The 13,260-nt window shown below is 68.6% G+C and carries 7 protein-coding genes and 2 riboswitches; all 7 genes read left to right on the top strand.

Features of this window, described 5'->3' with window-relative positions; genetic code table 11:
* Positions 1–26 precede the first annotated feature (26 nt).
* The 7 genes from AC1D2O_RS14195 (at position 27) to AC1D2O_RS14165 (ending at position 13,225) form a co-directional block, all read left to right on the top strand.
* Positions 27–1,058 carry a LacI family DNA-binding transcriptional regulator gene (locus AC1D2O_RS14195; RefSeq protein WP_478085291.1) on the top strand — a complete coding sequence of 344 codons (1,032 nt, stop codon included), beginning with the start codon at positions 27–29 and terminating at the stop codon, positions 1,056–1,058.
* Between the two features lie 59 nt (positions 1,059–1,117).
* Positions 1,118–1,379: riboswitch (cobalamin riboswitch) on the top strand.
* A gap of 127 nt (positions 1,380–1,506) precedes the next feature.
* Positions 1,507–3,750, top strand: a complete 2,244-nt coding sequence (locus AC1D2O_RS14190; RefSeq protein WP_478085292.1) for a TonB-dependent receptor — start codon at positions 1,507–1,509, stop codon at positions 3,748–3,750.
* An 89-nt stretch (positions 3,751–3,839) separates the two neighbouring features.
* The gene (locus tag AC1D2O_RS14185) at positions 3,840–5,357 is read left to right on the top strand and encodes a PepSY domain-containing protein (protein WP_478085294.1); all 1,518 of its coding nucleotides are present in this window, start codon (positions 3,840–3,842) and stop codon (positions 5,355–5,357) included.
* A gap of 12 nt (positions 5,358–5,369) precedes the next feature.
* Positions 5,370–5,625: riboswitch (cobalamin riboswitch) on the top strand.
* A 181-nt stretch (positions 5,626–5,806) separates the two neighbouring features.
* Positions 5,807–7,123 (top strand): cobyrinate a,c-diamide synthase, encoded by a 1,317-nt coding sequence (locus AC1D2O_RS14180; RefSeq protein ID WP_478085295.1) that lies wholly within the window; start codon positions 5,807–5,809, stop codon positions 7,121–7,123.
* Between the two features lie 71 nt (positions 7,124–7,194).
* Positions 7,195–8,256 (top strand): cobalamin biosynthesis protein CobW, encoded by a 1,062-nt coding sequence (cobW, locus tag AC1D2O_RS14175; RefSeq protein WP_478085402.1) that lies wholly within the window; start codon positions 7,195–7,197, stop codon positions 8,254–8,256.
* A gap of 20 nt (positions 8,257–8,276) precedes the next feature.
* Positions 8,277–12,131, top strand: a complete 3,855-nt coding sequence (gene cobN, locus AC1D2O_RS14170; RefSeq protein ID WP_478085297.1) for a cobaltochelatase subunit CobN — start codon at positions 8,277–8,279, stop codon at positions 12,129–12,131.
* On the top strand, positions 12,131–13,225 hold the full coding sequence (locus tag AC1D2O_RS14165) for a magnesium chelatase ATPase subunit I (protein ID WP_478085298.1): 1,095 nt from the start codon (positions 12,131–12,133) through the stop codon (positions 13,223–13,225). The genes cobN and AC1D2O_RS14165 overlap by 1 nt, the downstream gene beginning before the upstream one ends.
* The last annotated feature ends 35 nt before the right edge of the window (positions 13,226–13,260 follow it).

The following is a 13,260-nucleotide window of genomic DNA, read 5'->3' as shown; positions in this document are numbered from 1 at the left end:
CGCCTGCATGACAATCGTTTGCATCAATGAGCACCAACCCGACTTCCACCCCCGTCACCATTCGCGACGTTGCCCGCGCGGCCGGCGTTCATGTGTCGACCGTCTCGCGCGCGCTCAGCCCCGAGAAGCGGTCATTGATCAGCGACGAGGTGCTGCGTGTGGTCGAGGAGGCGGCGCAGCGCCTGGGCTACAGGCCCAACCGCGCGGCCTCGGCCTTGCGCACGGGCCGCACCCACACCATCGGCGTGCTGGTGCCCGACATCACCAATGCCGTGTTCCCGCCGATCCTCCAGGGCATCGAGGCCAGCGCGGCCGCGCACGGCTATTTCGTCTTCGTCACCAACGTGGTGGACCCCGCGCTCGCGCGGCCGGTGCTGGAGCGCATGCTGGCGCAGCGCGTCGATGGCGTGATCCTGGCCACCGCCACGCGCGACGACCCGTTGGTCGACTTCATCGCCAAGGCAGGCATGACCGCGGTGCTGGTCAACCGCGCCGATGAAACCGGCCGCCTGCCGGCCGTGGTCAGCGATGACCGGCTCGCGATGAAGCTCGCGGTCGACCACCTCGTCGGCCTGGGCCACAAGCGCATCGCGCATCTCGCGGGACCGCAGACCATTCCCACCGGTGTGGGCCGCTGGCTGGGCGTGGAGCAGGCCTTGCGCGATCACCGCATGAAGCCGTTCCGCATGGTCGAGTGCGCGAGCTACAGCCGCGAGGCGGGCGCGATGGCGATGAAGCAGATGCTCGCGGCCGGCGCCGCGCCCCAGGCGGTGGTCTGCTGCAACGATCTCGTGGCGCTGGGCGCCTACGACGCGCTTCGCGATGCCGGCCTGCGCGTGCCGCAGGACATCTCGGTCACCGGCCACAACGACATGCCGCTCGTGGACATGGTCGATCCGCCGCTCACCACCATCCGCCTGCCCCATCGCGAACTCGGCTGGCGCTCGGCCGAGATGCTGTTCGAGGAGATCGACGGGCGCGCGATGTCAGCGTCGACCGTGGTGTTGAGGCCGGAGCTGGTGGTGCGCAAGTCGACAGGCGCACCGGCGGCGCGCTGACCCCCGTCGGCGCTTCCTATAATCCGCCCCGACGGTAGATCGCTCCTTGCTGGAGCGATCTCCGCCACGGTTCGAAGGTGCCCCCCATGCCGGAAATGGTTTGGGAGGTTAAACGGGAAGCAGGTGCGCGCGTCGATGACGCGCAATGCCTGCGCTGCCCCCGCAACGGTAAGCGGATAGAGAAGTTTCGAGTGAGCACCTGCGGGTGTTCGCAGCCACTGCGCTCGAGTCGAGCGTGGGAAGGCGAGGCTTCTGTTGTCGTGCGCAAGCGCATGACAGCAACCCGCGAGCCCGGATACCGGCCTTCGCAATCGCCTTCGGACGCTGCGGGAGTGCGTTTGTCCGGGCCGCTCGGCACCTGCGTGCCGGGTTGGCATCGACTCGTGCAATTGCAGCGTGTGTCTCTCTTTGAACAGCCCAGCGGGAATGCGGGCTGGAGGAACCGCATATGCGCAAGCCTGCCGAGCTCGGGATCCGGCCCCGGGTTTCAGGTCCTTTCACGACCCCACACATCACGATCCCGGGCCTTGTCGCCCTGCTCGCCAGCACCTCGGCGCCGGCGCAAGTGAGCTTGCGACCCGTCGAGGTGACAGCCATCCAGCAGGATCAGGCGCCGGCGCTTCAGGCAACGACCGAAGTTGCCGGCAGGCTGGGCCTGAGCGTCATGGAAACGCCGGCTTCGGTCGAGGTGATCAGCCAGGAGACCATGGAACGGCGTGGCGCGCGGACTTTCGAAGAGGCCTTGCGCGGCGGCGTGGGCATCACTGCCGGTGGAGCGCCCGGATCGCCATCGGTGATCTCGACGCGCGGCTTCACCGGTGGTTTCATCACCTATCTGTTCGACGGCGATCGCATTGCGGTGCCGACGATGGTGAGCCGGACCCAGGACACCTGGAACTATGAGCGCATCGAAGTCCTGAAGGGCCCCTCTTCGGTGCTCTACGGTGAAGGCGCCATCGGCGCGGCCGTCAACTTCGTGACCAAGCGACCCGACCGCAGCAACCCTGGGGCCGAGGCCATGCTTTCCTATGGAAGCTTCGGCACGGCCAGGGCCGGCGTCGGCCTGGGCGTCAACGTGGGCGAGGCCAGCGCTTTCCGACTGGACTACAGCCACCAGCAGACCGATGGGTACATCGACCGCAACAAGCAGCGCTACGACAACCTCACCATGGGCTTCAGCACGGCATTGACGCGTGAGCTCACGCTCGATCTGTCGATGGACTACGCCAGGGACAGTGCGCTGTCCTATCAGGGCACGCCGCTGGTGCCGCGTGCCTATGCGCTCCAGCCGACGGACATCGTCAGCGACGCCGGCGGGCGAGTGGTCGATCGCGGCATCGCGTTTCGCAACTACAACTTCGACGATGCCGAGATGAGTGCGGACAGCCTCTGGACGCGCGCCAAGCTCAGCTGGCAGATCGCGCCGGAATGGAAACTGCGCAACCAGCTTTCCTACTACACGGCGGACAGGACATGGCGCAATTCGGAGTCCTATGCCTTCGCCGCCCCGCGCCGCATCGTGCGCGACCTGGTTGGCATCACCCACGACCACCAGATCCTGACGGATCGGCTCGATCTCACGAACACGTCGCCGATCGGGGGAATGAAGAACCGGTTCGTGGGGGGGCTCGAATACACGAAGACCGACTTTTCTTCCAACCGCGACTTCTCCAACGGATCGACCGCAGCCAACAATGCGCTCTCGGTGAGCGAGTTCGCCACCATCCCGGGACGCTACGGCGTCTTTGCCGCGAACCCCGCCCTGTTCGCGGGTGCCGGCAATCGCACAGTCTTCGAGGCACGGATTCCCACGGGTGCGATCTTCATGGAAGATGCCCTGTCCGTCGGCGACCGATGGACCCTCGTGGGCGGCCTGCGGCAGGACTACGTGAAGCTGGAGCGCCAGAACATGGACCTCAACACCGGGGCCCAGGCATCGTTCACGCAGAGGTACAAGCCCACATCGGCGCGTCTGGGCGTGGTTTTCGCGATCGACCACTACACTTCGGTCTACGCCCAGTACTCGAACGCGAGTGCGCCGGTCGGTACGGGCAACCTCCTGCTGCTCTCGGCGACCAACGCCGGCTTCAGCCTCTCGACGGGCAAGCAGCTGGAGCTCGGCCTCAAGCAGTCGGCGCTGGAGGGCCGCCTCGACTACACGCTGGCGGCCTACAGGATCGAACTCGACAACGTGCTGTCGCGCGATTTCAGCAACCCGACGCTCACGGTCAACAGCGGCAAGCAGTCCGCGCAGGGCCTGGAACTCGCCGCGGCCTGGAAGGCGACACGCGAGCTGACACTGAGCGGCAATCTCGCATGGGTCGATGCGCAATTCGACAGCCTCATCGAGGCCGGCAACGTCTCGCGCGCGGGCAACACCCCGCCGAACGTGCCGGGCGCGGTTGTCAACCTCTGGGCCGACTACAAGGTGCCGGGATGGCCGCTGCGCATCGGTGGCGGCGTCAACCGAACCGGCTACGCCTACGCCAACAACGCCAACACGGTCCGCATGAACGGATTCACGACCGCGACCGCCTATGCGACCTGGAGCCTGCAGAAGGGCGAAATCACCTTTCGCGTGCGCAACCTGACCGACGAGCTCTACGCCTTTTGGAGCGGCGCCAATTCGAACAATCAGGTCATGATCGGGGCCCCGCGCAGCTTCGAAGTCAGCTACCGGGCGGCCTTCTGATGAGCGCGCGCGGGGGAGCTGTCCCTGCATTCAGACCACGGCGCCATGGCTTTGCCTGATCCGCATCCGACAACGCAGGTGGCGCGGGCATGAAGCGCGCACTGGTCTTCATCCACAAGTGGCTCGGCATCTCGCTGGCCTTGCTGTTCCTGATGTGGTTCGTCACCGGGATCGTGCTGTACTACGTGTCATTCCCGAATCTCTCGCAGGCCGAGCGGCGCGCGGGGTTGCAGCCTCTGGCGCTCGGCGCCGGTTGCTGCCTGACCGCCGAAGAGGCTGCCAGGCGGGCTGGCGTGAGCTTCACCGAGGCACGCCTGGGCATGGCCGAGCCGGGAGAGCCGCTCTGGCGGCTCCTGGTCGATGCCGGGCCGGCGAAGGCCGCGCAGTGGCAAGCCCTCGATGCCCGCACCGGCACCGCGAAGGCCCCGCTCGGCGCCGTGCAGGCCATGAAGGTGGCCGAGTCCTTCACCGGCCGACGCGCGCTTTCGGCCGAAGCGCTGGAGCGTGACCAATGGACGGTTCCGCAAGGCTTCGATCCCTACCGTCCGCTCTTCAAGGTCAGCCTGGAAGGAGACGACGGTCTCGAACTGTACGTGTCGAGTACCGCCGCCGAAGTGGTGCGCGACACCCGCCGCAGCGAGCGGTTCTGGAACTGGATCGGTGCGGTCCCGCACTGGATCTATCCGACCGTGCTCCGGCAGTTTCCGCAAGCGTGGAACCAGGTGGTCGTCTGGCTGTCGATCCCTGGCGTGGTGCTGGCCGCGACCGGACTGGCGCTGGGCATCTGGCAGCTGTTCCTGAACCGAACGCGCTGGATTCCCTATCGCAAGTTCTGGATGCGTTGGCATCACATCGCGGGCCTGGTCGCCGCGGTGTTCACGCTCACCTGGATCTTCTCCGGCCTGATGTCGATGAATCCCTATGGCGTGTTCTCGTCACGCGGGCTATCGGCTTCCGAGCGCGAGCGCTGGCTCGGCCCCAGCCGGGACGCGGTCCTGGCGCCGCCGCTTGCCCTGGCTGCGGTCTCGGCCGGCGAGGCCGGTGCGCAGCCATTGGAACTGGAGCGGATTCGAGTCGACGGGCAGGTCTGGTATCGAATCCAGGGCACAGGCCGGCGGTGGTGGGTGCGCGCGGACGATGCGAGCGCTGCATCGACATTGGATCCGGCGCTGCCTGACGCGCTGATGTCGGGCGTCCTGCGGCATCTGCGCGGTGCAGACACACCTGCGTCGAGCGTGGTGCGGATGGATCGCTACGACGATGTCTACTACGCGAAGAATCCAGGCTCGGCCGAAGCCTCGGAGGGCCGGCCTTTGCCGGTCTGGCGCGCGCATTGGTCCGACGGCACGGACCTCTATGCCGATCCCGCCTCGGGCAGGGTGTTGTTGCGGGTCGACCCCTCGGGACGATGGCAGCGGTTCATGTACCAGGGATTGCACAGCCTCGACTTCGAACCGCTGCGGGAACGACCTTGGTTGCGCGAGGCGTTGGTGCTGATCCTGTCCGCCCTGGGCATCGCCTTGTGCATCACATCGTGCGTCGTCGGCTGGCGCGCTCTGGTGCCCAAGACTGCGGCGCGCAAGACAACCGGGCCGCGCATCGCATGAGCGGAGGTGTTCCGCTATGATCAGCCCGTTGGTGCTCGCTTCGTCTTTCCGGTCGAAGCAGTTCAACGGGAATCAGGAGGGGTGGTGCGGCAAGCCATCGCGCGCCCTAACCTGAGCTGCCCCCGCAACGGTAAGCGAACGTGAGCCCTCGTGCTCGCCGCTCGTGTCTATAACCCACTAGGTGCAATCCGCGCAATCGGTGCCGCCTGGGAAGGGAACACGGGTCGTCTTCGCCAGCCCGGATACCGGCCAACGAGGCGGCGCGCTGTGCGAACGGCGCGCCTTGTGGTGCGTACCTGCGGGGAAGCGGGTGAGCATGGCTGGCGCGGTATTTTCCCTATGACACGTATCCCGTTCAGGCGACATGGCCCTGGCTCACGCCGCTGTGCGGTGGCATTCATGCGCGTTCATGCGCTGCGAGTGGCCGGCAGGCCGAGGTGGGTCGAGGGATGATTGCGCCCGCAGCCTTCAGCTGTCCCGCGCTGCTGGTCACGGCCCCGGCCTCGGGCCAAGGCAAGACCACCGTGACTGCCGCTTTGGCGCATTGGCATCGCAGCAAGGGCCGGCGCGTGCGCGTGTTCAAGACCGGGCCGGATTTTCTCGACCCCATGGTCCTCGAACGTGCCAGCGGCGCGCCGGTGCAGCAGCTCGACTTGTGGATGGGGGGGGAAGCGCACTGTGCCGAGCTCTTGCACAGTGCGGCTGCGCAGGCCGACCTGATCCTGGTCGAAGGCGCGATGGGGCTGCACGATGGAACGCCGTCGAGTGCCGATCTGGCGCTGCATTTCGGACTGCCGGTACTGGCCGTGATCGATGCATCGTCGATGGCGCAGACCTTTGGCGCAGTCGCCCACGGGCTGGCGACCTATCGCCCCGGCCTGCAGCTGGCGGGCGTGCTGGCCAATCGCGTGGGCAGCGCGGGCCATGCGCAGATGGTGCGCGAGAGCCTGCCGGCCGGCATGGCCTGGTACGGCGCGCTGCCGCGCGGCGGGCACTATGCGTTGCCATCGCGTCACCTCGGCCTCGTGCAGGCCGGCGAGGTGGACGACATCGCCGAGCGCATCGGAGCCGCCGCGCTTGCGCTTGCCGAGCACGGGGCGCTGCCGATGCCGCCCGCCGTGGAATTCCACGCGCCGCTGCGCTCGGCTTCGGATTCAGGTCTGCCCGTCTCGCTCGCCGGCGTCACCATCGCCATCGCGCAAGACGCCGCCTTCTCGTTCGTCTACTCCGCCAATCTCGACCTCCTGCGCACCCTGGGGGCGCAACTCAGCTTCTTTTCGCCGCTGGCCAACGAACCGGTGCCGCAAGGGGCGCACGCGCTGTACCTTCCGGGCGGTTACCCGGAACTGCACTTGCGGGCGCTGGCCGGCAATGCAGCGATGCGCGAATCCATCGCTGCGCACCATGCCGCGGGTCGCCCGATGGTCGCGGAGTGCGGCGGCATGCTGGTGCTGCTGGAGTCGCTGAGCGACGCTGCTGGCCACAAGGCGCCCATGCTGGGTTTGCTGCCCGGGCAGGGCGCGATGTCCGACCGGCTCGTCAACCTCGGCATGCACAGTCTGGCGTTGCCCGAAGGCGAGGTCCGCGGCCACACTTTTCATCACGCCCGCATCGACACGCGCGCGCCGGCTGCACTGCACACGCGGGCCCGGCGCCACCACGGCCAAGCCGAAGCGGTCTTCCGCCAGAAACGCCTTTTCGCGTCCTTCATGCATCTGTACTTTCCGAGCAATCCGGCGGCCATCGCCGCGTTGTTCAAGCCCTGATCGCGAGCTGGCAACGCCGCAGACGACCCACCGAACCACCACAGCCCATGCAAACCTCGACTCCCACGCCCATGCAGAGCCGCAAGATCCCCGCCACCATCGTCACCGGCTTCCTCGGCAGCGGCAAGACCACCCTGCTGCGCCACCTGTTGCAGAACGCCCAGGGCCGGCGCATCGCGGTCATCGTCAACGAGTTCGGCGAATTGGGCATCGACGGCGAGCTGCTGCGCGGCTGCGGCATCGGCTGCGACGAGACCGGGGCGCCGGACGGCCAGTTGTTCGAGCTGGCCAACGGCTGCCTGTGCTGCACCGTGCAGGAAGAGTTCGCGCCGGTGATGGAGCAACTGGCCGCGCGGCGCGATCAGATCGATCACCTGGTCATCGAGACCTCGGGCCTGGCCTTGCCCAAGCCCCTGGTGCAGGCCTTCCAGTGGCCGGCGCTGCGCAACGCCTTCACGGTGGACGCGGTGATCACGGTGGTGGATGCACCGGCCGTCGCCGCCGGCCGATTCGCGGACGACCCGCTGGCGGTGGACGCCCAGCGCCGCGCCGACGAGAACCTCGACCACGATTCGCCCTTGTCGGAGTTGTTCGAAGACCAGCTGGCGACCGCCGACCTGGTGGTCGTGCACAAGACGGATGGGCTCGACGCGGCGACGCTGGCCGGTGTGGAGGCTGTCGTCCGCGCCGAGACCGCGACAGGCGTGAAGCTGGTGCATGCGCAGCATGGACGCATCGACCTCGGTGTGCTGCTGGGCATGGAGCGTGCGGTGGAAGATGCGATCGACCAGCGCAGGACTCACCACGACGAGGAGGAAGACCACGACCACGACGCCTTCGACTCGGTCTCGGTCACCCTGCAGGTCCCTGACCGCGGCCGCTTGCTGGCCGCCTTGCAGAGTCTGGTCGAGCGCCACGAGATCTATCGGGCCAAAGGCTTCGTCGCACTGCCCGGCGCGGCGATGCGGCTGGTGGTGCAAGGCGTCGGCACGCGCTTCGACAGCTACTTCGACCGGCCCTGGCGCGCCGACGAGGCTCGGCAGACGCGCCTGGTGCTGATCGGGGCAGGCCTCGATGCGGCGGCCTTGCAAGCCGAACTGGACGCGGCGCTGGGCGTGGCCGCGGTGGCCTGACGCGTCACCGAAAGCCCTTCATGCATCTGCTGTCCACCCGCCCCGGCGGCCACGTCGAAGACGGCGGCCAAGGCGTCGTGCGCGTGGCGCAGACGCCCGCCTCGGTGGTCGTGCTCAGCGCCGCCGACACCACCCTGTCGCTGCTCGCCGACGCGGCCGGGCAGATGGGCGCCGACTATCCCAGCGTGCGCCTGGCCAACCTGATGTGGCTTCGACAGCCGGCTTCCGTGGACATGTATGTCGACGACGTGCTGCGCCATGCCCGCGTGGTGGCGATCGACCATCTGGGTACCCCGAGCGACTGGGCCTACCTGGTGGAGCGCGCCATGTCCTCGGCGCGCGAACGCGGTCAATGGCTGGCGATATTCTCGGGCGACGCCTTCGAAGACATGCATCTGCTCATGCGCAGCAGCGCGCCGCACGATGATTGCCGCCATCTTTGGCGCTGCCTGCGCGAAGGAGGGCTCGACAATGCGAAGGCCTTCTTCTCGCTGATCGGCCATGCGGCGTTCGGGCTGGGCAGCCGGCCGGCGCAGCCGGTGCCCCTGCCTTCGGCCGTGCGCTATCGGCCGCCGGAGGCCGCCGGCCGCGCCACTTGGAAGGCAGGCGCGCCGGTGGCGCTGCTGCTGTTCTACCGCGCCCATCTGCAGGCGGGCAACACGGCGGTGTTCGACGCCATGCTGGAAGCGCTGTCGGCCGCCGACCTGAACGCGCTGGCACTCGCCGTGGATTCGCTCAAGAACCCCGACAGCCACGCCGCGGTGCAGGCCCTGGTCGCGGAACACCGCGTGGCGATCGTGCTGAACGCGACCAGCTTCGCGGTGGCGTCGATCGACGGCCGCGACGATGGGAGCGCAGGCGACGGCGACATGCCGCTCGCCACGCTGGCCGGGGACGCCCCCGTGCTGCAGCTCATCACCGCCGGCGGCACGCAGGAGCAATGGCTGGCCGACCCGCACGGCCTCGCGCCGCGCGATCTGGCCATGCAGGTGGTACTGCCCGAGGTGGATGGGCGCATCCTCACGCGCGCCATCAGTTTCAAGGGCATGGCCTGGCGCTGCGAGCACACCGAGCTCGACGTGCTTCGCTACCAGGCCGAGCCCGGCCGAATGGCCTTCGTGGCCGAACTGGCACGCCGCTGGTGCGTGCTGCGCGACAAGCCCAACGCCGACAAGCGGATCGCGCTGATCCTGGCCAACTACCCGATCGACGATGCGCGCATCGCCAATGGCGTCGGCCTGGACACGCCGGCGTCGACCGTGGTCGTGTTGCAGGAACTGCGGGCCGCGGGGTACCTGACCGGGGATCTGCCCGCCAGCGGCGACGCCCTGATCGCAGCGCTGTTGCGCGGCATCACCAACAACAGCGACGCCAATGGCGCCCGGCCCGCCGCGCAGAGCTTTTCCCTGGCCGACTACCTGGAAGATTTCAATCGATTGCCCGCCGACAGCAGGGCGGCGGTCAACGCCCTGTGGGGCACGCCCGAGCAAGAGCCGACGCTGCGCAGCGGGCGCTTCACGATTGCCGGCCTGCGCTTCGGTCATGTCTTCGTCGGCATCCAGCCGGCGCGCGGGCGTGCCGTGGACCTGGCGGCCACCTACCACGACGCGGACCTGGTGCCGCCCCACCACTACCTGGCCTTCTACTTCTGGCTGCGCCGCGCCTTCGCGGTCGACGCGATGGTGCATGTGGGCACGCACGGCAATCTCGAGTGGCTGCCGGGCAAGAGCGTGGCACTGAGCGAGGCGTGCTGGCCCGATGCCATCCTGGGCCCGCTGCCGCATCTCTATCCCTTCATCGTCAACGACCCGGGCGAAGGGAGCCAGGCCAAGCGGCGTACCCAGGCCGTGATCATCGACCACCTGATGCCGGCGATGACGCGCGCCGAGACCTATGGCCCGCTGCAGCAGCTGGAGCGGCAGATGGACGAGTACTACGAAGCCCTGTCGCTCGACCCGCGACGCGCGCGGCTGCTGCGCGAGGACATCCTCGGGCGCACCGTGCGCGAAGGCTTGCACGAGGAACTGGGTTTCGCGCCGCCGACCGACGAGAGCGCCCGGGAGAGCCTGTTGAAGGGGCTGGACGCCTATCTTTGCGAGATCAAGGAATCCCAGATTCGCGATGGCTTGCATGTTCTGGGGCGTTCGCCGCAAGGCCGCCAGCGCATCGACACGCTGCTGGCGCTGGCGCGTTTTCCGGGCGGCACGGGCGCCAGCCAGAAGAGCCTGCTGGTCGCACTGGCGCAAGATCTTGGCGTGGAGGGTGCGGACGGCTTCAGCGCTCTGGGGCCGGACTGGGCCGCGCCGTGGCAAGGTCCGCGTCCCAAGGTGTTGCAAGCGCTCAGTGCCGAGGCATGGCGCCACGCCGGCCACACGCGCGAGCGGCTGGAGCTGCTGGCCGCGCGCCTGGTGGCGGAGCAGGCGGTGTCCGGCGACACCCGGGCGGGCGCTGCGCATGATGCCTTCGATGTCCATGCCTGGCCGCATGCGGCACCGGTGCTGCAGCGCCTGAAGGAGGTGCTGGCCCCGCGCCTCGATGCCTGCGGTCCGCAGGAAATGACGCAATTGCTGCGCGGCCTGGCCGGACGCTTCGTGCCCCCCGGCCCGAGCGGCGCGCCGTCGCGCGGTCGGCCCGATGTGCTGCCCACGGGACGCAATTTCTACAGCGTCGACACCCGTGCCGTGCCCACGCCCACGGCCTACGCCATGGGTGCGGCCGCGGCCGAAAGACTGATCGAGCGGCACCTGCAAGACCACGGCGCGATGCCTGGCGAAGTGGGCTTTTCCGTCTGGGGCACCAGCACCATGCGCACCGGCGGCGAAGACGTGGCGCAGGCGTTCGCGCTGCTGGGCGTGCGGCCGAAGTGGGCCGACGGCAGCGCGCGCGTGATCGACATCGAAGTGCTGCCGATGGCCATCCGCCATCGGCCGCGTGTGGACGTGACCCTGCGCGTGTCGGGGTTCTTCCGCGATGCCTTTCCCAACGTGATCGACCTCTTCGACACTGCCGTGCGCGCCGTGGCCGCGATCAGCGAAGACGATGAATCCGACGAGGTGAACCCGATCCGTGCCCGCGTTCGGCGCGAGGCCGCCGAGGCCCTGGCGGCCGGCCAACCCGTCGACCAGGCGCAGCGCCAGGCCACGTGGCGCGTGTTCGGCCCGCGCCCCGGCGGCTACGGCGTGGGCGTGCAGGAGGTGCTGGACAGCGGTCGATGGCAGCACAGTGCCGACATCGCCCAGGCCTATCTGCAGTCCGGTGCCTTTGCCTACGGGCAGGGCGAACATGGTGTTGCCGCGCGCGCCTCGTTCGAGCAACGTCTGGGGCAACTCGATGCGGTGCTGCACAACCAGGACAACCGCGAGCACGACGTGCTCGACGCTGCCGATCACGCCCAGTTCCAGGGCGGGATGGCGGCCGCCGTGGCGCATCTTGCGGGCGCACCGGCTGCGCTCTATCACGGCGATTTCAGCGTGCCGGGGTCGCCGCGTATCCGCAGCTTGCGCGAAGAGGTCGCGCGCGTGGTTCGCGCGCGGGCTGTCAACCCGAAGTGGCTGGACGGCGTGCGGCGGCACGGCTACAAGGGCGCGGCGGAGATCGCCACCACCGTGGACAACCTGTTCGCGTACAGCGCCACCACGGGCGTGGTCGGCGATCACCAGTACGCGCTGGTGGCCGATGCCTACCTGCACGACGACAAGACGCGCGAGTTCCTGCAGCGGCACAACCCGCTGGCCTTGCGCAGCATTGGCGAACGCCTGCTGGACGCCATGCGGCGCGGCTTGTGGCAAGAGGCCGGCGACCACCGCGAACGCATCGAACACCACCTTCTGGCGCTGGAGCGCCGGCTCGAGGAACACGGCGAAGGGCCGCTCTGATGACACCCCATTCCACCGAAGCGATCGCCGGCCCGAGGCTCGAGGCCGCCAGTCGGACGACCTTCCCCTTCAGTGCGCTGATCGGTCAACCCATGCTGCAACGCGCGCTCTTGCTCGCGGCCATCGATCCCGGTATCGGCGGCGTGCTCATCAGCGGACCGCGCGGCACCGCGAAGTCGACCGCGGCGCGGGCCCTGGCCGCGTTGCTGCCGCCTACGCCCGCTTCATCGGCTGCGCCCTTCGTCACCTTGCCGCTGTCCGCCACCGTCGAGCAGCTGGTGGGAACGCTGAACGTCGAGGACGTGCTCCGCGATGGGCGGCTGCGCCTGGCGCCGGGCCTCTTGACGCGCGCCCACCATGGCGTGCTGTACGTCGATGAAGTCAACCTGCTGCCCGACGCGCTGGTCGACGCGTTGCTCGATGTCGCCGCCAGCGGCGTGAACACCGTCGAGCGCGACGGCATTTCGCAGCAGCACGCCGCGCGCTTCGTGCTGGTCGGAACCATGAATCCCGAGGAAGGCGAACTGCGCCCCCAGTTGCTGGATCGTTTCGGCCTGTCGGTGGCGCTGGCCAACCCGAGCGAAGCCGGGCAGCGGATGGCGATCGTGCGCGCGCGTTTGCGCTTCGACGAAGACCCGCTCGGGGTGGCCGAAGCACATGCCGGTGAACAGGCCCGCCTGGCTGCGGCGGTCGTTGCAGCCAGCGCCGGGCTGGCGCGCCTGGCGTGGTCGGATGCCGTGCTGCAGCGTGCTGCGGAATGCGCGCTCGCGGCCGGCGTGGACGGCATGCGGGCCGACCTGGTGATGCTGAGAGCGGCGCGTGCGCTCGCTGCTTTCGAGGGTCGCACCGAAGTCACGACGGACGATGTCGATGCGGTGGCGGAACTGGCATTGGCCCATCGACGGGAGGAGGGCAGGAGCAGCCCGGCGCCGGAGCCGAAAGCCGACATGCGGCAGGCGGCGCCGACATCCGCCGGCAGTTCCGCACCATCCGCCAACAGTTCTCCCATGGGCGACTGGGGTGCGCTGCCACCGATTCCCGAAGCCACTGCCCGCGTGCTGCCCGAAGGAGGGTGGCCCGCAAAAAAAGCGTGAGCCACCGCAGCCGCCTCATGCGCGCCGGGCGCGGA

The organism is Variovorax sp. P1_G12 (assembly GCF_056405555.1).
The sequence above is the reverse complement of the archived record's forward strand: the minus strand, read 5'-3'. Positions and strand labels throughout refer to the sequence as shown.

Bases quoted from the DNA above. Each gene is read 5' to 3' on its own strand.
- AC1D2O_RS14185 (WP_478085294.1), top strand. From the start codon at position 3,840: ATGAAGCGCGCACTGGTCTTCATCCACAAGTGGCTCGGCATCTCGCTG.
- AC1D2O_RS14165 (WP_478085298.1), top strand. From the start codon at position 12,131: ATGACACCCCATTCCACCGAAGCGATCGCCGGCCCGAGGCTCGAGGCC.
- AC1D2O_RS14180 (WP_478085295.1), top strand. From the start codon at position 5,807: ATGATTGCGCCCGCAGCCTTCAGCTGTCCCGCGCTGCTGGTCACGGCC.
- cobN (WP_478085297.1), top strand. From the start codon at position 8,277: ATGCATCTGCTGTCCACCCGCCCCGGCGGCCACGTCGAAGACGGCGGC.
- AC1D2O_RS14195 (WP_478085291.1), top strand. From the start codon at position 27: ATGAGCACCAACCCGACTTCCACCCCCGTCACCATTCGCGACGTTGCC.
- cobW (WP_478085402.1), top strand. From the start codon at position 7,195: ATGCAGAGCCGCAAGATCCCCGCCACCATCGTCACCGGCTTCCTCGGC.
- AC1D2O_RS14190 (WP_478085292.1), top strand. From the start codon at position 1,507: ATGCGCAAGCCTGCCGAGCTCGGGATCCGGCCCCGGGTTTCAGGTCCT.